Source organism: Amycolatopsis sp. YIM 10, assembly GCF_009429145.1.
GTDB lineage: Bacteria > Actinomycetota > Actinomycetes > Mycobacteriales > Pseudonocardiaceae > Amycolatopsis.
Map to the genome: position 1 here is coordinate 6466237 of NZ_CP045480.1, position 20521 is coordinate 6486757.

A 20521-nucleotide genomic window follows, 5' to 3' on the forward strand; every position below is an offset into this window, starting at 1 on the left:
GCTATCGTCGCGCCATGGCGAGCAGGCAGGTACTCATCGTGGCGTTCCCCGAGGCCGAACTGCTCGACATCGCCTGCCCGTCGGACGTGTTCGACGCGGCGAACCGGCTACGGGCGAAGCCCGCCTACGAGATCCGGCTGGCCGGGCTGGACGGCAGGCCGATCCGCTGCCAGTCCGGGCTTTCGCTGGCCCCGCAGGTCCGGCTCGACCAGGTGACCGGGCCGGTCGACACGCTGCTGGTGGCCGGTGGCTTCGGGCACCTGGCGGCGGCCGAGGACGGGCGGATGATCGCGCAGATCCGGCGGCTGGCCGGGGTCAGCCGCCGGATCGCGTCGGTGTGCACCGGCGCCACCGTGCTCGCCGCGGCCGGGGTGCTCACCGGCCGCCGCTGCACCACGCACTGGATGGACGCGACGCGGCTGGCCGGGCAGCACCCGGAGATCGACGTCGATCCCGCGCCGCTGTACGTGCGCGACGGCAACGTCTACACCTCCGCCGGGGTGACCAGCGGCCTGGACCTCGCGCTGGCACTGGTCGAGGCCGACCACGGCCCGTCGATGGCCAGGCAGATCGCCCGGTACCTGGTCACCTACCTGCAACGGCCGGGCAACCAGGCGCAGGTCAGCATGTTCCTCAGCGCGCCGCCGCCCGACCACGGCCTGGTCGGCGACCTGACCGGGTACATCGCCAGCAGCCTCGACGCCGATCTCGGCGCCCCGGCGCTGGCCGCGCGGGCGGGCCTGAGCACCCGCCAGCTGACCCGGCTGTTCGACACCCATCTCGGCACCACGCCGGCCAGGCACGTGCGCCGCGTCCGCACCGAGGCCGCCGCCCAGCTGCTCACCACCACCGACCTGCCGCTGGCCGCGGTGGCGCGCCGCTGCGGATTCGGCTCCACCGAGTCACTGCGCCAGGCCTTTCTCGACCACTACGACACCCCGCCGTCGGCCTACCGCCGCACGCACCGGCGGAAACTGCTCGCCTAGACTGTGCGCGGTTTCAGGCAAGGGGGCAGGTTGACGAACGAGAAGCCGGTCGCGCTGAAGTTCTTCTGGGTGGTGCTCGCGCTCGGTGTGGCCGGGGCCTGGTTCACGCTCTGGCCGCTGGTCGAGGACGCCGGATCGTGGCAGATCGATCTGGAGGTCTACCGCAACGGCTATCACGCGTGGCAGGCCGACGGTGATCTCTACGGCGTGATGCCGGAAACGCAGATCGGCAACCCGCTGCCGTTCATCTACCCGCCGTTCGCGCTGATCGCGCTGCTGCCGTTCGCCGCGCTGCCCTGGTTCACCGCGAACACCCTGCTGGTGCTGGCCAACTTCGCCGCCATCGCGGCCACCGGCTACGTGGTGGGCAGGCACGTGTGGCCCTCGGGCGGCCCGCGCGGCGCGATCATGATCGCCGCCGCGGCCACGCCGCTGTCGGTGTTCCTCGAACCGGTCAGCGACACCTTCTCCTTCGGCCAGGTCAACCTGCTGCTGATGGGCCTGGTCGCGGTCGACTGCCTGGCGCCGAAAACCTGGTGGCCGCGTGGGATCGGTGTCGGCCTGGCCGCCGCGGTCAAGCTCACGCCCGCCGCCTTCGTGCTTTTTTTCCTGCTGCGCAAGGACTACCGCTCGGCGCTCGTGGCCGCGACCACCGGTGTGGTGGCCACCGCGGTCGGCTTTGCCGTCGACTTCGCCGGTTCGGTGAAGTTCTGGACCGGTGGTTCCGACGGACTCGCCGAGGTCAGCGGCTCACCGTTCCGCACCAACCAGGCGATCGAGGCGGCACTGGCCCGGTTCGGCCTCTCCCCCACCGACGTGACCGTGTGGTGGATCCTGCTCGGGCTGGTCGTGCTCGGTGTGACGATCGTGGCGATGCGGCGCTCCGACCCGGCACCGGCGCTGATGGCCAACGCGGCGCTGGCGCTGGTCATCTCGCCGACCTCGTGGTCGCACCACTGGGTCTGGGTGGTGCCCGCGCTGGTGGTGATGCTGGCCTACGTGGTGCGCCGGATCACCGAAAACTCGCTCACCGCGGTCGGCTGGTTCACCGCGGCGCTGCTCACCACGATCGCGTTCACCCTCGCGCCGTTCCACGAACTGCCGGGGTACAACGACAAGGAACTGCTGTGGACCACCGGTCAGCAGTTCGCCGGGAACGTCTACCTGTTGCTGGCACTGGTTTTCCTGGTCTGCCTCGCGCTGCCCGCGCTCACCCGGCTCAGGAACGCGAGCGTGCCCGATCGCGCTGCCAATCGCTGACCGAGGACAGCCCGGCGTCGATTTCCGCGCGCAGCAACGAGGTCTGCTGCGCGGTGACCGCCGGGCCGAGCAGTCCGGAGAACCCGGCCAGCGCCTCCCACGGGCTGCCCGCCAGTTCCCCGCACGGCTCCCCTTCCGGCGGCGGCTCCAGGTTCTCGTCGAGGCCGGTGATTCCCGCGGCGATCAGGGCCGCGACCACCAGGTGCGGCTGGGCGTCGGCACCGGCGAACCGGAACTCCAGGCGCGGCGTGGCACCACCGGCCACGCGCACGGACGCCGTCCGGTCGTCGGTGCCCCAGCGCAGCACCCGGGGTGAGAACGGGCCCGTGCGCAGGCGGACGTAGCTGTTCCAGGTGGGCGCCCAGATCGGTGTCAGCGCCCTGGCTTCGCGCAGCACACCGGCGAGAAAAGCGTCCAGCCGCCCGCGATCCACCGGCTGTCCATCCATAGTGGACAGCGAGAGGTGGACGTGGCCGGAGCTGCCGCGGCCGGCCTCCTCGGCCGCCAGGTAGCCGGCGGTGACGCCGTGCTCGGCGGCGGCCCGCCGGACCAGGAACTGCTGCAGGAGCGCGTCATCGCAGGCGGCCAGCGCGTCCCGATGACGCAGCACGATCTCGTACTGGCCAGGGTGGCACTCGGCCCGCGCGGACTCCACCCCGAGCCCGGCGCGGTCCAGCAGCCCGGCCGCGGTCCGGAGCACCGGGCGGAGGCGTTCGGTGCCACCGAGCGCGTAGTCCACCGGGTGTTCGGTCAGCGGTTCGCCATCGGGACCGCGGAAGGTCACCTCGTGCTCGATGCCGATCGACGGCACCAGACCGCGTTCCTCCAGTGCCGCCAGCTGACCGGCGAGCACCGTGCGGGGCGCGATGTCCACCGCCGAACCGTCCGGCCATTCGACGTCGCAGACCACCGCCAGCGCGTCCGGCACCGGGGTCAGCGTCGCGAGGTCCGGCCGCATGCGCAGATCACCGAACCGGTCGGCGTAACGACGCAGCGACTCGTCCGAAGTAGACGGGACGTCGCGGTTCACGTCCCAGACGAACACGTACGAGCAGACACCATACCCGTCTGCCAGCACCTCGTCGGCGAAGAAGCGGCCGTCCAGCTCGACCCCGGCGAACCGGGCGTGCGGGTCGGGCACCAGCAGCAGCACCCTCGGCACCTCGGCCAGCCCGTCCGGCACCCGCGCGGCTTCCCGCCGTCCGGCCAGGCTGCGCGGCCCGGCCGGACGCGGTGCTCCGTTCACCAGGCGCCCGCCGGATCGGGGCCGTGCAACGGGTTCGGCGCCCGGCCCCAGCGCACGTCGAACTCGTCGTCGCGCTCCACCTTGTCGAAACCGCCGCCCGCGAGGTGTTCGCGGTTCAACGTCACCCGCTCGACGTCGGGCGCGAACAGCGAGCACGCGTCGAACCGCGCCGACAGCTCGGGATTGGCCTCACGGAACCGGTTGACCACCTCGCGCACCAGTTCCCAGAACCGGGCGCGCGGCAGCGAAAGCTCGTCCAGCAGCAGTTCGGCCCAGAACCGGAACTGGCCGGAGAACACCGAGCTGAACAGCGACTGCGCGAGCAGGTGCGCGGGCCAGCGCAACATCTCTTCTGCTGCTTCCGGCGCCAGCTGGGCGTACACGTCGACGTCCTGGTCGAGCAGGTCCACTCCCTGTGCGAAGTCCTTGATCGCCACGCGCAGCGGCCTGCCGCCCTCGTCGACGATCAGGACCAGGTTCTGGCCGTGCGGGCAGAACCCCACGCCGTAGCGGAGCAGCCATTGCAGCAACGGCGTCAGGAGCAGGTCGAACACCTTGGCGCACCAGGATTCCACGCCCAGCCCCGACCGCTGGATCAAGATGGAGAGCACCGACGCGCCATCCGGCCCGCGATACGGCAGCGCGGCGAAGGACAACGCGTGCTCCCCGTCCGCGAGGCGTTCGCGCAGCGGCTCGCGCCAGAGCGCACCGAGCGTTTCGTGGAACCGGTACGGGAGTTCGTCCAGCGCGCCGAAGAGCGGGTGGCGGACCGACACGCTGGCCACCTCGCCCAGCAGCTCGAAGCGGTACTGCTCGGTGAGCATCGGATCGGCGTCGCTGACCTGCTTCAGCCAGGCGGTGATCGCCGGGCCCGCCAGCGTGGCCGCCGAGTTGAGGCCGCGGTAGACCAGCGTGTTGCGCACCGACACGGCCGTCTTCACGTCACGGCGCTCCGGCCTGCCCACGTTCGCCAGTGTCCGCACTGTCTGATGTGGACGGTAGTGGTCGTGACCGGGCCCGAGGTCGACCAGCACGCCGGTGCTCAGCTCGGCGGCGTAGAGCGTGCCGATGATCTCGTCGGCCTGCCACGGGTGCACCGGTACCAGCAGGTAGTCCGCCGGATCGCCGTATTCGGCCAGCTGGGCGGTGAAATCGGCGCGCAGGTCCTGGTCGAGTTCCTCGGCGAGCAGGCGTTCCTCGCTGAGTTCGTCGATGCAGCGGAACTGGGCGTGGTCGCGGTGCACGGCGAACCAGCGCAGCAGCACGTCCGCCCCGGACTCCGGTGAGTACCGCTCGCGGTCGGTGGCCGAGAAGCCGACGCGGCCCTTGTTCAGCACCAGCCTCGGATGCCCGGTCAGGTAGCCGTCCGCCAGGTTGTAGTCCATAGTGGACAGAACAGCCGCGCTGGGCGCGCCGGCGATGCGGACGGCTTCGTTGGCCACCGTGGCGGTCAGCTCGGCGAGCACGTCCGCCAGGCGCAGCCCGCTCAGGCCGAGCGCGGCCCTGGCGTCCACCACCAGCGTGCGCGGATCGTCGGCGGGCGCGCTGGCCCCGTCGGCGATGCGCACCGCGCTGCCCGCCCGCACGGTCCACGCGTCGAACGCGCCCCGGCGCGCGCGGAACTCGTATCGCGCGCCCGGCAGCGTGAGCACCCAGCCGCGGTGGTCCGCGTCCGAGTCCGCCGGATCAGCGGGCTCCGGCCGCAGCAGCCCCTCGTAGGACAACTCCCCCAGCATCTTGTGCACGATGAGCGCTCCGGCCGCCCGCCACGCCGCGGCGGCGTCCGCGGGATCGTCGGTGGCCAGGGACACCTGCGCTGTCTCGGTCACGAGCCCTCCAGTCCGAACTTGGTGAACGCGGTGCGTTCCGGCAACCTGTAGACCGTACGCCCGGCGAGCGCGTTGAGAATGCTCGCCGAGCGCCACGCCGCCAGGCCGAGGTCAGGGGCGCCGACGCCGTGGGTGTGGCGTTCGGCGTTCTGCACGAAGAGCGAGCCGGTGACCTCGGGCGGCAGCTCGAGCCGGTGGTCCCGGCCGACCACCGGGCGCCCGCTGCCGTCGCGCGCGCAGTCGCCGGTGAACGGGCTCAGCGTTTCGGTGTACCCGGTCGCGGCGACCACCGCTCCCGTGTGGACGGTCGCGGTGGTGCCCTGCTCGACGTGCCGCACGCGCAGTTCGACCCCGGCCCCGGCCCGCCCCGCGCCGATCACCTCCACCCCGGGGGTGAGCGTCACGTCCGGCCAGCGGCCGCCGATGCCCAGCTCGTACAGCTCGTCGTGGATGGCCGCGATCGTCTCGGCATCGATGCCCTTGTACAGCTGCCACTGCGACGGGACCAGCCTGTCGCGCACCGGTTCGGCCAGGCCGTGGAAGTAGTCCGTGTAGTCCGGGGTGAACTGCTCCAGCCCGAGCTTCGAATACTCCATCGGCGCGAACGAGCGCGTCCGGCTCAGCCAGCGCAGTCCGTGCGGCCGGGCGCGCAGCAGGTCGAGGAACACCTCGGCGCCGGACTGCCCCGACCCGAGCACGGTGACCGACGGCGCGACGAGCAGTTCTTCCCGCGCACGCAGGTAATCCGCCGAATGGACGACGAGCACCTCAGGATCTCCGACGAGTTCTCGCAGCGGTTCCGGGACGCGCGGGGACGTGCCGACACCGAGCACCACGTTGCGCGCGGCCACCGGATCGCCCTCCTCGAAGGAAAGCGTGAACGCGTTCTCGGCGGTGTTCCAGCGCACGTCGGTCACCGTACGCCCGAACCGGCAGGACGGCAGCCGCTCGCTCGCCCAGCGGCAGTAGTCGTCGTACTCCGCGCGCGGGATGTGGAAGCGCTCGGAGAAGTAGAACGGGAAGAGCCGGTCCTTCGCGCGCAGGTAGTTCAGAAAGGACAGTTCACTGGTCGGGTCGGCGAGCGAGACGAGGTCGGCGAGAAAGGGCACCTGGAGGGTGGTGCCCTCGATGAGCAGGCCCGGGTGCCAGTGGAAACTCCGGCGGCGCTCGAAGAACACCGCGTCGAGTCCGGGCACCCCGGCGGCCAGTGCGGCCAAGGACAGGTTGAACGGGCCGATCCCGACGCCGGCCAGGTCCACCGGGCGGTTCACGAAAGAACCCGCTCCTCTCCGGCGGCGGTCATCTCCGCGGCCGTTTTCCCCACCAGCGCCAGCAACGGCCGGTAGTCCGCCGCGGTGGCCTCCGGGTTGAGCAGGGTCAGCTTGAGCCACACCTGCTCGGCGCCGGCCGGGCCGGTGGGCATGGTGGCCCGGCCGAGCACCGCGGTACCCGCCTCCAGCAGGGTCCGCCGGACCCCCGCCACCACCTCGTCCGACCCGCGCGGGCGGAAGAGCACAGTGGACAGTGAGGGCGCGGCCCACAGGCGCAGCGCCGGATCGGCGGCGATGTCCTCGGCGACCTCGGTGGCGGTGTCGCAGCAGCGCGCGACCAGCCTGCCGATCTCCCGGTGCCCGAGCGCGTAGAAGGTGACCGCCATGCGGAAGGCGTCCGGCCGCCGTGAGGTCCGGATGGAGCGGCCGAGCAGGTCCGGCAGCCCGGCCTCGGTGTCGTCGTCGGCGTTGAGGTACTCGGCGCGCACGTTCAGCGCGTTCAGCCGGTCGGCGTCGCGGCAGGCCAGCAGTCCGGCGGCGACCGGCTGCCAGCCGAACTTGTGCATGTCCAGCGCGACCGAATCGGCCTCGGCGAGCCCGGTCAGCAACTCGGCGTGCGCCGGGCTGAACAGGGCCATGCCGCCGTACGCGGCGTCCACGTGCAGGTGCGCGCCCGCGGCCCGGCACACCGCGGCGATCTCGGCCAGCGGGTCGATCTCACCGGTGTTCGTGGTGCCCGCGGTCGCCACCACCACGGCCGGTTCGGTGAGCGCCGCCAGTGCTTCGGCGAGCGCGTCGGGGCGGAGCCGGTCGCCGTCGCAGGCGACCACCACCGGCGCGGGCAGGCCCAGCACCCACGCCGCCCTCGCCACGCTGTGGTGCGCGTTGGCCCCGCAAACGGGGACCACGCGGTTGCCCGGCGCGTGCTCGCGCGCGAGCAGCAGGCCGAGCAGGTTCGATTCGGTGCCGCCACTGGTCACCACGGCGTCGGGAGCGGCCTCGCCGGGGAAGCAGACCCGGGCCAGCGCGGCGGTGAACTCGCGTTCCAGCTCACTGGCCACCGGCGCCTGGTCCCAGGAATCCATCGACGGGTTGAGCGCGGCGGCCACCACGTCCGCGGCCACCGAAACGGCCAGCGGCGGGCAGTGCAGGTGCGCGGCGCACCACGGATCCGCCGGATCGACCGAACCGGCGGCGAGCAGCGCGCCCAGTTCGGTCAGCGCGCGTTCCGCGCCGACGCCGTCGGCGAGCAGCGTTCCGCCGGGCAGCGCGGACGCCAGTTCCGCGGCCACCGCGGCCGGGCCCCCGCTCGGCGCCGGCCCGCCGCGCTCGGCCGCACCCCGCGCGAAACCCCGCAACGCGAAGGGAATCAGCTCGGCCAGCCGCTCGTGCCCGGCCGGCCCGCCGGCCAGTGCCGGACCCGGTTCCCCACGCGAGTTCGCCACCCGTCCTCCTTAGGTATGCCTACCCTGAGCAAGGGTACGGACTCCCGTTCCCCGCCTCATCATGTGGGGGGCCGGGCGCGCGGCGGTTCCGCCATCCGGTCTACGTCCCGCCGGGCGAGGTAGATTCGCCCGCGGAGGTGACGATCTTGCCGGTGCGGGTACTGGGCGCGGTCGCGCTCGGCGGTGCGCTCGGCAGCCTCGCCCGATTCGGGCTTTCCGTGGCGTTTCCGCACCCGCCGGGCGGTTTCGCGGTGTCCACAGTGCTCGTCAACGTGACCGGCTGCCTGTGCATCGGGGTGCTGTACACGGTCACCGCCAACCCGTTGTGGCGAGCGTTCCTCGGCGTCGGCGTGCTCGGCGGCTACACCACGTATTCGACCGCGGTGCTCGACGCGCTGCAGTCCGCGCGAACCGGGCACTGGCTCACCGCGTTCGGGTACACCTTCGGCACCCTGGCCGCCTGCCTGCTGGCCGTCGCGGCCGGAATGCGGCTCGCCCCGGTGCTCCGGCCCACCCGATCGGGCGAAGAATGACCGCGCTGCTCGTCGCCCTCGGCGGTGCGGCCGGTGCGGTGCTGCGCTATCTCGTCTCCCGCGCCCTGAACTCCCCGTGGGGCACGTTCGTTGCCAACGTCGCGGGTTCCGCGTTGCTCGGCTTCCTCACCGGCACCACGGGGGCGGTGCAGGCACTGCTCGGCGTCGGCCTCTGCGGTGCCCTCACCACCTACTCCACCTTCGGCCACGAAACCGTCGAACTGCTCAGGCGGGGCCACAGCGCGCGGGCGCTGGGTTACATGGCCGCCACCCTGGCCGCCGGCTTCGGCACAGCCGCGCTGACCATGCAGCTGTTCTCCTAGCGCGCCCAGCTGCTCAGGCGGGCCGCAGCGCCCGCACCTGTTCGAACGGGTCCCCGCCGGTGGGCAGCAGGGCGATCACCGGCGTGGTCAGCCCGTTGTCCACATAGGACTGGACACGTTCGCGGCAGGCCTCCGGGCTGCCGTGCACGATCAGGTCGTCGACCACCTCGTCCGGGATGGCCGCGTTGGCCGCCTTGCGGTCACCCGCCGCCCACGCCTGGTGCATCGGCGCGAGGATTTCTTCGCGGCCCAGCCAGTCGTGGAACTTCGCGTACACCGGCACGGTCAGGTAACTGCTGATCAGCAGGCGCCCGAGGCCGCGCGCCGCGTCGGCGTCCTCGGTGGGGCAGACGAAGATGCGCGCGGCAAGCTCCGGCTCCGGGCCGAGCACCGAACGCACCTTCGGCACGTCCGAAGGCGCGAGCCAGTTCGTGATGGCGCCGTCCGCCTCCTTCGCGGCCAGCTTGAGCATGCCCGGGCGCAGCGCGGCCAGCATGATCGGCGGCGCGGGGTCCGGGATGCGCTCCAGGCGGAACTTGCTGACCGAGAACGTCGGGTACTTCTCGGTCACCTTCTCCCCCGCCAGCGCCGCCCGCAGGAAGCGCAGGGTGTCGCGCGTCCTGGCGAACGGCTCGTCGAACTCGGCGGCGTTCCAGCCCTCGACGATCACCGGCGACGAGGTGCCGATGCCGAGCACGAACCGCCCCGGCGCGCATTCGGCGAGCGTCGCCGCGCTCATCGCGAGCAGGCCGGGACCACGCGTGTACACCGGCACGATCGCGGTGCCGAGGCGCAGCGAGGGCGCCCACTGCGAAGCCAGCAGCAGCGGGGAGAACGCGTCGGTGCCCGCGGTTTCGGCGGACCAGGCGTCGGTGTAGCCGAGGTCCGGCAGTTCCTGCACCAGTTCCCGGTGCGCGGCGAGCGGCACGCCGGTGAACGGGATGGTGATGCCCCAGCGGTTCACGCGTTCTCCTCCTGTCGGTGGGCTTCGAGTTCCCGGTGCAGCCAGCCGACCTGCAGGCGCAGCAGGTTCTCGGCGACGGCTTCGGTCTGCGGGGTCATGTGCGTCGCGCCCGCCAGCGGCAGGAACGTGTGCGGGCGCCCGGCGGCCAGCAGCGCCGAGGACAACCGGAGCGTGTGCGCGACGAACACGTTGTCGTCGGCCAGTCCGTGCACCAGCAGCAGCGGCCGCCTCAGCTCGCCGGCGTCGGCGATCAGCGAATTGCGCTCGTAGCACTCGGCGTCCTGCTGCGGGGTGCCCAGATAGCGCTCGGTGTAGTGCGTGTCGTACAGGGACCAGTCGGTGACCGGCGCGCCCGCGACCGCCGCGTGGAACACGTCCGGCCGCCGGAGCACCGCCAGTGCCGAGAGGTACCCGCCGTAGGACCAGCCGCGGATGCCCACCCGGCCCAGGTCCAGCGCGGGGTGCTCGGCCGCCGCCGCGTGCAGGGCGTCGACCTGGTCGGCCAGGGTGACCTCGGCGAGCTTGCGCGAGATCTCCTTCTCCCAGGCCGGTCCGCGCCCCGGGGTGCCGCGGCCGTCCGCGACCAGCACGGCGAAACCCTGGTCCGCCAGCCACTGCGGGCTCAGGAAGGCGTTGCGGCTCTGCAGCACGCGCTGCGCGTGTGGCCCGCCGTACGGGTCGAGCAGCACCGGCAGCTTGCCCTGCTCCGGCCGGTATCCGGTGGGCAGCAGCAGCGCCGCGCGCAGGCCGCGCTCGCCCAGCGTCAGCCAGGTCAGGTTCGGCTCCAGTCCGGGGTCCACTGTGGACGAGACCACCTTCGCCACCGGCTTCGCGTCGGCCAGCACGGTCACCTCGGGACCGCAGTGCTCCAGGCTCCACGAGGACAGCACGGTGACCGCGGCCGAACCGGCGCCGATGTGCACACCGTCCGAAAGGGACAGTCGCTCCACCCGGTCGCCGCTGGTGCGGAACACGTGGATCTGCGTCGGGTCCCCGGCCGAGGCGCTGAACAGCACCTCGTCGCCGACGTGCAGCACCGAGCGCACCTGCAACCCCGGTTCGGTGACCGGGCGGTTGTCCACGAACAGGCGGTAGGTGTCGTCGGCGACGCCGACCCGCACCAGCCTGCCGTCGGCGGTCCAGGCGGGCGAACCCGGCACCAGCTCGACCCAGTGCTCGTCGGTTTCCGCGTGCAGCAGGAAGGTCGAGCCGTCGCGCACGTCCACCGAACGGATCTCCAGCCGTCGCTGGTCGCGCGGCTGCACCGCGATCAGCGGCGGGCCACCAGCCGACCAGTGCACCGCGGCGAGGTACTCCCAGTCCCCGCGCTCGACGTCCACCCGGCTGCCGTCCAGGCCGATCAGCGCCAGCGAAACATCCACATTGGCCGATCCGGCGGCCGGGTAGGACACGGTGTGCGCGCCGGTCTCCGGGTGCGCGGGATCGGCGATGGTCCAGTCCGGCACCGCCTGGCCGTCACTTCGCTCGACCAGCAGCCGGTCGCCGTCGGGTGACCACCAGTACCCGCGGGCGCGGCCCATCTCCTCGGCCGCGATGAACTCCGCGAGCCCCCAGGCGATGTGCTCGCCCGGCTCGTCGACCAGCAACCGGTCGGTCCCGGTGGCCGGTTCGACCACGCGCAGCCGCCGGTCGCGCACGTAGGCCACGTGCGTGCCACCGGGGTTCGGCCGCGGATCGATCACCGAGGTGTCCACCAGCGTGGTGATCGCCCCGGTGTCGAGGTCGACGGTGTGCAGCTTGCCGGACAGGCTGAAGGTGGCCAGCCGGAAGGCGGCGTCCACCGCGTAACCGACCACCCCGCCGGAGGTCTCCCGGCTGCGCTCGCGGCGGGCCCGCTCCTCGGGCGGCAGGTCCTCCTCGCCGGGCAGCAGCTGAGCGGCGTCGACCACCTTGGTCTCGGTGCCGGTGCCGAGGTCGAGGTTCCACAGGCTGTTCCGGCGGTCGACGCCGGACTCGGCGCGCAGGAACAGCACGCGGGCGCCGTCCGGCGAGATCCGGAACTCCTTGGGCGCGCCCAGGGTGAACCGCTGGGTGCGGGCCTGTTTCCGGAGGAAGGAGACGTCGTCACTCACGGGCAGCAACTCTGTCAGACGCCCCGGCGGTTTGGCTACGGCAGTGCTTTCGCCGCGTCCAGCTCGGCCAGCTGGGCCGCCACGTCGTAACCGGGGTCGGGGTAACCGGGCGCCATCTCGCGCAGGGTTTCCAGCAGCAGCCCGGCGACCACCCAGTTGCGGTACCACTTGCGGTCCGCGGGCACCACGTACCACGGCGCGGCGGCGGTGGCGGTCTGCCGCAGCACCCCGCGGTAGGCGCGCTGGTAGTCGTGCCAGCGTTCCCGCGCTTCGAGATCGTCCGGTGTGTACTTCCAGCGCTTGGCCGGGTCGAGCAGGCGGGCGCGCAGCCGCCGCAGCTGTTCTTCCGGGGAGATGTGCAGGAACACCTTGAGCACCGTGGTGCCGGAGTCGGCCAGTTCGCGTTCGAAGGCGTTGATCTCGCGGTAGCGCTGCTTCAGCTCCGCCCCGGCGAGCTGCCCGAGCACCCGCGGCACCAGCACGTCCTCGTAGTGGGAACGGTCGAACACGCCGATCTGCCCGGCGGCGGGCGCCACCTTGCGCACGCGCCAGAGGAAGTGGTGCCGCCGCTCGGCCGGGGTCGGCTTCTTGAACGCCTGGTACCGCACGCCCTGCGGGTTCACCATGCCGAGCACGTGGCGGACCGTGCCGCCCTTGCCCGAGGTGTCCATGCCCTGCAGCACCAGCAGCACGCTGCGCTCCCCCTCGGCGAACAGCCGCTCCTGCAGGTCGTCCAGCTCGGCGCCGAGCGCGGGCAGCTCCTCGAGCGCCTTGCTCTTCTTGCGGGGCCCGGCCGGCCGGTCGCCGGGGTCCGGCAGGCCGTCGCTCGCGGCCCGGAACACGTCACGCACGGTCATCCGGCGACACTAGAACAGTGATCGCGGGCGCGCATCGGTGGTCACCCAGCCCGGCTCACAACGATTCGTGCCCGAGGCCGGTCAACTGCGCAACGAACGCCGGGCAGAAGCAATGATTTCCGGATGAAGGTTCCGCGAGCAGCACCTAACCTGATCGCATGACGACCTCCGCCGCCGGATACTCCGCCGCCGAGTACGTGGCCCTCGACGAGCACTGGGGCACGCACAACTACCACCCCCTGCCCGTGGTCATCGCCGAGGGCGAAGGCGCCTGGGTCACCGACGTCGACGGCAAGCGGTACCTGGACTTCCTGGCCGGTTACTCCGCGCTCAACTTCGGCCACCGGCACCCGGCGCTGGTCGCCGCGGCGACCGAGCAGCTGAACCGGGTCACGCTCACCTCCCGCGCCTTCCACCACGACCAGCTCGGCCTGTTCTGCCGCGAGCTGGCCGAGCTGACCGGCACCGAGCTGGTGCTGCCGATGAACTCCGGCGCCGAGGCGGTGGAGTCCGCGGTCAAGATCGCCCGCAAGTGGGCCTACCAGGTCAAGGGCGTGCCGGACGGGCAGGCGGAGATCGTCGTGGCCGGCTCGAACTTCCACGGCCGCACCACCACCATCGTCTCCTTCTCCACCGACGAGACCGCGCGCGCCGATTTCGGCCCGTTCACCCCCGGTTTTGTCACCGTGCCCTACGGCGACGCCGACGCGCTGCGCGCGGCGATCGGCCCCCGGACCGCGGCCGTGCTGCTCGAACCGATCCAGGGCGAGGCCGGCGTGATCGTGCCGCCGGAGGGCTACCTGGCCGAAGCGCGGCGGCTGTGCGACGAGACCGGCACGCTGATGATCGCCGACGAGATCCAGTCCGGTCTGGCACGCACCGGCACCCTGCTCGCGCTCGAGCACGAGGGCGTCCGCGCCGACGTGTACACGCTCGGCAAGGCGCTCGGCGGCGGCATCCTGCCGGTGTCCGCGGTGGTCGGCTCGCGTCAAGTGCTCGGTGTGCTGCGGCCGGGCGAGCACGGTTCCACCTTCGGCGGCAACCCGCTCGCCTGCGCGGTGGGCCGCGGTGTGGTCCGGTTGCTGGCCACCGGCGAGTTCCAGCAACGCTCCAAGGACCTTGGCGCGCACCTGCACGAGCGGCTGGCGAAGCTGGTCGGCAACGGCCTGTCCGCGGTGCGCGGGCGCGGGCTGTGGGCCGGGATCGACATCGCGCCCGGCGGCCCGACCGGCCGTGAGGCCTCGCAGGCGCTGGCCGGGCTCGGTGTGCTGTGCAAGGAAACCCACGGCCACACCCTGCGCCTGGCCCCGCCGCTGGTGATCGAACAGGACGAATTGGACAGTGGCATCGAAGCGCTGGCCGAGGTGATCGGCGCGCGGTAGGCCGGATCTGGTTAGCTCCCCCCAGAAGTGGCGGAGGGAGCCGAAATGGTCAGCGGGCGGCGCGAAGCGGCGGAACTGCGAGTGGTCCAGGATCCGGACGAGGTCCGGGCGGAGGGCAAGGCCCTGCGTGAGGCGACGCCGCCCTCCGCGCACGACCACGAAGCGGCCGGTGCCCGGCGGCCCGGCGTGCTGGAGTTCATCGAATCCAGCAACGCCGGGCGCCTGCCGTCGCTGGTGCCGCTGCGGATGGGCCGGATGGTCTCGTCGCCGTTCTCCTTCTTCCGCGGCGCGGCCGGGCTGATGGCCGCCGATCTCGCCGAAGCGCCGAGGAGCGGCCTGATCGCGCAGATCTGCGGGGACGCGCACGCGGCGAACTTCGGCCTGTACGGCACGCCGGACGGCGAGATCGTGATGGACATCAACGACTTCGACGAGACCGTGCCCGGTCCGTGGGAGTGGGACGTCAAGCGGCTGGCCACCAGCCTGGTGCTGGCGGGCCGCGAGGGCGGCGTCTCGGCGTCGAAATGTCTCGAAGCCGCCGAGGACGTGGTGAAGTCCTACCGGCGGACCGTGCGGAGCCTGGCCGAGCTGCCGTTCATGCAGTCGTGGAACGCGCTGCCCAACGCGTCCGCGCTGAGCCGGGTCAAGGCCGACGAGCTGATCGACGACTTCGCCGAGGCGGCGGCGAAGGCCCGCAAGAACACCAGCGCCAAGGTGGTGGCGAAGTGGACGCGGGAGAACCGGTTCATCACCGAGCCGCCCGTGCTGACCAGGGTGGACGACGCCACCGCCGAGGCGGTCACCGGCGGCCTGGTGTCCTATGTGGACACGCTGCGCGAGTCGCGGCGGAATCTGATCACCCGGTTCGGGGTGTCCGATGTGGCCTTCCGGGTGGTCGGCACCGGCAGCGTCGGCCTGCGCAGCTACGTCGCGCTGCTGCGTGGCAACACCGACGAATCGCTGGTGCTGCAGGTCAAGGAGGCCCGTCCGTCCTCTTTGGAGCCTTATCTGGACTGCCCGCCGGCCGAGCACGAGGGTCAGCGGATCGTGCACGGAGCGCGGCTGGTGCAGGCGGAGACCGACATCCTGCTCGGCTGGACCACGATCGAGGGCCGGTCCTTCATCGTGCGCCAGTTCCGCAACATGAAGGGCGACATCGACCCGACCGCGCTCAAGGGCAACCACCTCGACGACTACGGCAGGCTGGCCGGGGCGCTGCTCGCCCGCGCGCACGTGCGCTCCATCGATCCGCGCCTGCTCGCCGGCTACTTCGACGAGGACGAGGAGATGGACGAGGCCGTGGGCCGGTACGCGGTGCGCTACGCCGACCAGACCGAGGCCGATCACGCGGAACTGGCCGCCGCCGTGGCGAGCGGGCGCGTCGAAGCCGAGATCGAAGCCGACGACTGAGCACCCTGCTAATGTGCCCTAGGCCACCGCGACAACACGGAGTGGAATGCCGGAGACAGACAAGGACTTACCCAAGTACCACCGGATCGCGGCCAGCATCCGCAGCCGGATCGTCTCCGGCGAGCTGCCGCCCGGCGCGAGCGTGCCGTCGGAGCGGCAGCTCGCCGAGGAGCACGGCGTCGTGCGGCCGACCGCGGCCGAAGCGCTGCGCCTGCTGCGACACCAGGGCTACGTGGTGAGCAGGCACGGCTCGGGCACCTTCGTGCGCGAGGACCTCCCGGGCGCGCACGGCCACCGCTTCGCCCCCTCGCGCACCATCGACGTGAGCTTTCCCGCCGACGCCGGGCTGGTGGTGCTGCTCGCCGAGGAAGCCGTGGTGCCACCGCATGTGGCGGACGCGTTCGGCACGGCGGCCGGTCACCGCGGGGTCCGCCGCCAGGTGCTGATCAACGACGCCGACGGCACCCCGGCGGAGCTGCGCACTTCGTGGTTCGGCGGCCAGGTCGCCGAGCGGGCGCCGGAACTGCTGGACACCGGCCTGGCGCCGGCCGCGGTGGACGAGTACGTCACCGAACGGGCCGGGCCCAAGCCGTCCTTCGGCCGCGACCAGGTCCGTGCCCGGCTGGCCACCGCCACCGAGCGCAAGCGGCTCCAGCTGCCCGGCGCTTCGGCCGTGCTCGAAGAGCACCTCGTGGTGTTCGATGCCGAGGGCAGCGCCTTCCGCTTCGACGAGTCCGTCTTCCCCGCCGAGATGTGGAAGGTACTGCATCCCTACCCGCTCTCCTGAGCCGCCGTTCGAAGTGGACTATGCCACTCTAGCCGACGGGTGGCCCAGTCCACAAGTCAGCGCACGCGGTCGACCCTTCCCTCGGTCCACACCGGCTCGTCCACCTCGCTGACCTCGCCCGATGCCGCGAACAACACGTACCGGTCGAACGAGCGCGCGAACCACCGATCGTGCGTCACCGCGACCACCGTGCCGGTGAACTCGGCGAGCGCCTCCTGCAACGCCTCCGCCGAGATCAGGTCGAGGTTGTCGGTCGGCTCGTCGAGCAGCAGCAGCGTCGCCCCGCTCAGTTCCAGCAGCAGCACCTGGAACCGCGCCTGCTGCCCGCCCGAGAGCGTTTCGAACCGCTGGTCCCCGGCGGCGGCCAGGCCGTAGCGGCTGAGCGCGGCCATCGCCGTGCCGCGGTCCACGCCGGGCCGGGTGTCCTCGCCGCGCCACAGCAGGTCGACCAGGGTCCGGCCGAGCCACTGCGGATGCTGGTGCGTCTGCGCGAACAGGCCGGGCACCACGCGTGCGCCGAGGCGGCACTCCCCCGTGTGCGCCACGCCGTCGTCCCCGCCGAGCAGGCGCAGGAAGTGGCTCTTGCCCGAACCGTTCGAGCCGAGCACGCACACCCGGTCGCCGAAAAAGACCTCCAGGTCGAACGGGCGCATCAGCCCGGTCAGCTCCAGGTTCTCGCAGGTGATCGCCCGCAGACCGGTCCGGCCGCCGCGCAGCCGGGGTTTGACCTTCTGCTCCTTGGGCGGCAACGGTGGCGCGCCGCCCTCCTCGAACTTGCGCAGCCGGGTCTGCGCCGCCCGGTAGCGCGAGGCCATGTCGTCGCTCATCGCCGCGGCGCGCTGCAGTGAGCGCACCAGCTCGATCAGCTGCTCGTGCTTGTCGTCCCAGCGCCGCCGCAGCTCCGCCATCCGCTCCCAGCGGGCGAGGCGGGCCTCGTGCCAGCGGCCGAACCCACCACCGTGCACCCAGGCTGTGCCGCCCTCGAGAGTGACGATGTGGGTGGCCGCCGCGGCCAGCAGTTCGCGGTCGTGGCTGACCAGCAGCACCGCCTTGGACGTCTCGGCCAGCCGTTCCTCCAGCCAGCGCTTGCCGGGCACGTCGAGGTAGTTGTCCGGCTCGTCGAGCAGCAGCACCTGCTCGGGCCCGCGCAGCAGCGCTTCGAGCACCAGGCGCTTCTGCTCACCGCCGGAGAGCGTGCGCACTTCGCGGAACCGCGCGCGGTCGTACGGCACGCCCAGCGCGGCCACGGTCACCGTGTCCCACAGAACCTCCGCCGCGTACCCGCCTGCTTCGCCCCACGCCGAAAGCGCTTCGGCGTACCGCATCTGGGTGGTTTCGTCGTCGGTGTCCATCAGCAGCAGCTCGACCGCGTCGAGTTCGGCGGCGGCCGCGCGCAGCGCCGTCGGGGCCACCGCGAGCAGCAGGTCGCGGACCGAGCGCTCGTCCCGTACCGAGCCGATGAACTGCGGCATCACCGCGAGCCCGCCCTGCGCCTGCACCGCGCCCGAGAGCGGGGTCAGCTCACCGCCGAGCAACCGCAGCAGCGTGGTCTTGCCCGCGCCGTTGTCGCCGACCAGCGCGGTGACGTGGTCCGGTCCGACGCGGAACGACACGTCTTCGAACAGCTGCCTGCCGTCGCTGAGCCGGTAGGACAACGCGCTCGCTTCGAGATAACCCACTCCCGCATGGTGTCCGACCACCGGCGCGGAGGCGATCGAATTATCCTCGGTGGCATCGAACGGGCGACGAGGATCAGGACCGGGGTCACGCTGGGCACGGCGCTGGCCGGGTTCGCCGTGTTCTCCTTGCTGGGCCTGCTCCTCGCCGGTGACCGCGGTTTCTCCGCACCGGACGCGCGGATCGCCGGAGCGGTGGAGAACACCTTGGGCGGCAACGAGTTCCTGTTGCGCCTACTGGTGTTGCCCACCGAACCGTACGTGCTGCTGCCCGCGCTGGCGCTGCTCGCCACCGCCTGCGCGGTCCGGCGCCACTGGACCGGGCTGGCATTGACCCTGGCGGCGCCGTCGATCGCGGTCATGCTGTCGAGCTGGGTGCTCAAGCCGTGGTTCGGCCGGTACTACGACGACCACCTCGCCTACCCGAGCGGGCACACGGTGAGCCTGGTCACCACGCTCGCCGTGGTGGTGCTGTTGATCCGCACCGCGCGCACAGCGCTGCTGGTGGCACTCGCGGGCGTCGTGCTGACCGCGGGCGCCGGGATCGGCATGATCGGCCTGCACTACCACTACGCCACGGACGTGGCCGGTGGCGCCGGGCTCTCGGTCGCGGTGGTGCCGGTGGTCGCCGCGCTGGTCACGACCGCGACGCGGACTCGGCGTCCCGCGCGAGCGCGGTCAGGCGGCTCACCGCCCGCAGGTACTTCTTCCGGTACCCGCCCTGGAGCATCTCCTCGGTGAACAGCGCCGAAAGCGGTTCACCCGAGGCCATCACCGGGATCGCGCTGTCGTAGAGCCGGTCGGCGAAGGCGACCAGCCGCAGGGCCACGTTCTGGTCCGGGGCCGCGAAAACCCCGCGCAGGTGCACCATCGGCACCCCGCGCACCAGCCGGCCGTACCGCGACGGGTGCAGTTTCGCCAGGTAGTCGCACAGCTCGGCGAAGTCGTCCACAGTGGACTCCGGCACCGCCGACGCCGACGCGTCCAGCTCGGCATCCGAGACGGGCGGCGGGGCTTCGGGCAGGCCGCGGTGGCGGTAGTCGGGACCGTCCACCCGCACCACACCGAACCGCGCGGACAGCGACTGGATCTCACGCAGGAAGTCGTCGGCGGCGAACCGGCCCTCCCCCAGCTTGTCCGGCAGCGTGTTCGAGGTGGCCGCGACAAAAACCCCGGCGTCGGTCAGCTCGCGCAGCAGCCGGGTGACCAGCATGGTGTCGCCGGGATCGTCCAGTTCGAACTCGTCGATGGTGAGCAGCCGGTGCGCGGACAGCCGCCGCACCGCTTCGGCGAAGCCCAGCGCGCCGACCAGGTGGGTGAGTTCGACGAAGGTGGCGTACGCCTTGGGCGAGGGCGAGTCGTGCCAGATCGAGGCGAGCAGGTGGGTCTTGCCGACACCGAAGCCGCCGTCCAGGTACAGCCCCGGCTTGCCATGGTCGGCGCCACCGTCGCCGCCGAACAGCGTGCGCCACTTCGACTTCTTCGCCTTGCTCGCGGCGGTCACCCTGGCCGCGAACGCCGAGCAGTCGCGCACCGCGGCGGCCTGGCTCGGCTCGTCGGGGTTCGGCACGTAGGTCTCGAAGCGGACGCCGTCGAACCGCGGCGGCGGGACCAGCGAGCCGATCAGCTCCTCCGCGCCCAGCTGGGGGTCGCGATCGATCAGGCGTGGGGGCATGCGGGCGAGCGTAACCCGTGCTGGGATGGGGGCGTGCGACAGCTCTGGCCCCAGAACGGCTCCCGGAACGACCTCACCACGGCCGATCTCGAACGGCTCTACGGCTACCCCGAAGAGCTGTCGAAACCCTGGGTGCAGGTCAACTTCGTCACCTCGGCCGACGGTGCGGTCACCGTGGCGGACAAGTCGGAGGGCCTGTCCCATCCGGCGGACAAGCGCATCTTCGGCATCGGCCGCGCGCTGTGTGATGTTGTTCTCGTCGGCGCGGGCACGGTCATCGCGGAGAACTACCGCGGGGTGCGGCTGGGCGAGCAGCGCGTCGAAACCCGCCGGAAGCTCGGCATGGCCGAGATCCCGCCGATCGCGGTGGTCACCGCGCGGTGCTCGATCGAACCGGATTCGGCGCTGTTCACCGACGCGAAGGTCCCGCCGATCGTGCTGACCACCGAGGGCGCGCCGAAGGCCCGGCGGGAGGCGCTCGCCGAAGCGGGTGCCGAGGTGATCATCGCCGGTCCGCTGACCGTGGACCTGACCGCCGCGCTGGAGGAACTCGGCCGCCGCGGGCTGCGCCGGGTCAACTGCGAAGGCGGGCCGCACCTGTTCGGCGCGCTGATCTCGGAGAACCTGGTCGACCAGCTGTGCCTGACCGTGGCGCCGCTGCTGGCCGGGGCCGGCGCCGGGCGCATCGCCGAGGGGCGCGAAACGCTGGTGCCGCGAGAGCTGGCGCTGGCTTCGATCCTGCACGAGGACGGGTTCACCATGTTCCGGTACCGGCGACCCTGAC

General features: G+C 72.1%; 18 protein-coding genes. 9 read left to right on the forward strand and 9 right to left on the reverse strand.

What is annotated here, in order from left to right:
* The first annotated feature begins 14 nt into the window (after positions 1-14).
* Entirely contained in the window at positions 15-986 is a 972-nt protein-coding gene (locus YIM_RS30520; protein ID WP_153033624.1) for a GlxA family transcriptional regulator, read from the forward strand.
* A 30-nt stretch (positions 987-1016) separates the two neighbouring features.
* On the forward strand, positions 1017-2246 hold the full coding sequence (locus YIM_RS30525) for a glycosyltransferase 87 family protein (protein WP_153033625.1): 1230 nt from the start codon (positions 1017-1019) through the stop codon (positions 2244-2246).
* Here YIM_RS30525 and YIM_RS30530 read toward each other — a convergent pair.
* The 4 genes from YIM_RS30530 to YIM_RS30545 form a co-directional block, all read right to left on the reverse strand.
* Entirely contained in the window at positions 2206-3492 is a 1287-nt protein-coding gene (locus YIM_RS30530; protein WP_370468897.1) for a glutamine synthetase, read from the reverse strand. The two genes, YIM_RS30525 and YIM_RS30530, sit on opposite strands and share 41 nt — an antisense overlap.
* Entirely contained in the window at positions 3489-5228 is a 1740-nt protein-coding gene (locus YIM_RS30535) for an IucA/IucC family siderophore biosynthesis protein (RefSeq protein WP_153037340.1), read from the reverse strand. The genes YIM_RS30530 and YIM_RS30535 overlap by 4 nt, the downstream gene beginning before the upstream one ends.
* A gap of 89 nt (positions 5229-5317) precedes the next feature.
* The gene (locus YIM_RS30540) at positions 5318-6592 is read right to left on the reverse strand and encodes a lysine N(6)-hydroxylase/L-ornithine N(5)-oxygenase family protein (RefSeq protein WP_153033626.1); all 1275 of its coding nucleotides are present in this window, start codon (positions 6590-6592) and stop codon (positions 5318-5320) included.
* Positions 6589-8037 carry an aminotransferase class I/II-fold pyridoxal phosphate-dependent enzyme gene (locus tag YIM_RS30545; RefSeq protein ID WP_194239796.1) on the reverse strand — a complete coding sequence of 483 codons (1449 nt, stop codon included), beginning with the start codon at positions 8035-8037 and terminating at the stop codon, positions 6589-6591. The genes YIM_RS30540 and YIM_RS30545 overlap by 4 nt, the downstream gene beginning before the upstream one ends.
* A 146-nt stretch (positions 8038-8183) precedes the next feature.
* Here YIM_RS30545 and YIM_RS30550 point away from each other — a divergent pair, with 146 nt between their 5' ends.
* Both YIM_RS30550 and YIM_RS30555 read left to right on the forward strand, forming a co-directional pair.
* Positions 8184-8570, forward strand: coding sequence for a CrcB family protein (locus tag YIM_RS30550; RefSeq protein ID WP_228004106.1), 387 nt, complete (start codon positions 8184-8186; stop codon positions 8568-8570).
* On the forward strand, positions 8567-8893 hold the full coding sequence (locus tag YIM_RS30555; RefSeq protein ID WP_153033628.1) for a CrcB family protein: 327 nt from the start codon (positions 8567-8569) through the stop codon (positions 8891-8893). Before YIM_RS30550 ends, YIM_RS30555 begins: the two co-directional genes overlap by 4 nt.
* A gap of 13 nt (positions 8894-8906) precedes the next feature.
* On the opposite strand, the gene YIM_RS30560 is transcribed toward YIM_RS30555, so the two are convergent.
* The 3 genes from YIM_RS30560 to YIM_RS30570 are packed head-to-tail and all read right to left on the reverse strand — an operon-like array spanning position 8907 to position 12807.
* A complete protein-coding gene (locus tag YIM_RS30560; RefSeq protein ID WP_153033629.1) occupies positions 8907-9857 on the reverse strand; it encodes an LLM class F420-dependent oxidoreductase in 951 nt (316 codons plus the stop codon).
* The gene (locus tag YIM_RS30565) at positions 9854-11950 is read right to left on the reverse strand and encodes a S9 family peptidase (RefSeq protein WP_153033630.1); all 2097 of its coding nucleotides are present in this window, start codon (positions 11948-11950) and stop codon (positions 9854-9856) included. Before YIM_RS30565 ends, YIM_RS30560 begins: the two co-directional genes overlap by 4 nt.
* Positions 11951-11985: 35 nt before the next feature.
* Positions 11986-12807 (reverse strand): PPK2 family polyphosphate kinase, encoded by an 822-nt coding sequence (locus tag YIM_RS30570; protein ID WP_153033631.1) that lies wholly within the window; start codon positions 12805-12807, stop codon positions 11986-11988.
* A gap of 158 nt (positions 12808-12965) precedes the next feature.
* On the opposite strand from YIM_RS30570, the gene rocD reads away from it, so the two are divergent.
* Genes rocD through YIM_RS30585 form a run of 3 tightly spaced genes read left to right on the forward strand, consistent with a single transcriptional unit; the run spans position 12966 to position 16386 of the window.
* A complete protein-coding gene (gene rocD, locus YIM_RS30575) occupies positions 12966-14189 on the forward strand; it encodes an ornithine--oxo-acid transaminase (protein WP_153033632.1) in 1224 nt (407 codons plus the stop codon).
* Between the two features lie 45 nt (positions 14190-14234).
* Positions 14235-15599, forward strand: coding sequence for a DUF2252 domain-containing protein (locus tag YIM_RS30580; RefSeq protein WP_153033633.1), 1365 nt, complete (start codon positions 14235-14237; stop codon positions 15597-15599).
* A gap of 46 nt (positions 15600-15645) precedes the next feature.
* Positions 15646-16386, forward strand: coding sequence for a GntR family transcriptional regulator (locus YIM_RS30585; RefSeq protein WP_153033634.1), 741 nt, complete (start codon positions 15646-15648; stop codon positions 16384-16386).
* Positions 16387-16442: 56 nt separating this feature from the next.
* On the opposite strand, the gene YIM_RS30590 is transcribed toward YIM_RS30585, so the two are convergent.
* Entirely contained in the window at positions 16443-18065 is a 1623-nt protein-coding gene (locus tag YIM_RS30590) for an ABC-F family ATP-binding cassette domain-containing protein (protein ID WP_153033635.1), read from the reverse strand.
* Between the two features lie 117 nt (positions 18066-18182).
* On the opposite strand from YIM_RS30590, the gene YIM_RS30595 reads away from it, so the two are divergent.
* Positions 18183-18803 carry a phosphatase PAP2 family protein gene (locus YIM_RS30595; RefSeq protein ID WP_228004107.1) on the forward strand — a complete coding sequence of 207 codons (621 nt, stop codon included), beginning with the start codon at positions 18183-18185 and terminating at the stop codon, positions 18801-18803.
* Here the strand turns inward: YIM_RS30595 and zapE are convergent.
* Entirely contained in the window at positions 18700-19737 is a 1038-nt protein-coding gene (zapE, locus tag YIM_RS30600) for a cell division protein ZapE (protein ID WP_153033636.1), read from the reverse strand. The two genes, YIM_RS30595 and zapE, sit on opposite strands and share 104 nt — an antisense overlap.
* A 33-nt stretch (positions 19738-19770) precedes the next feature.
* Here zapE and YIM_RS30605 point away from each other — a divergent pair, with 33 nt between their 5' ends.
* Positions 19771-20520, forward strand: coding sequence for a pyrimidine reductase family protein (locus tag YIM_RS30605; protein ID WP_153033637.1), 750 nt, complete (start codon positions 19771-19773; stop codon positions 20518-20520).
* The last annotated feature ends 1 nt before the right edge of the window (position 20521 follow it).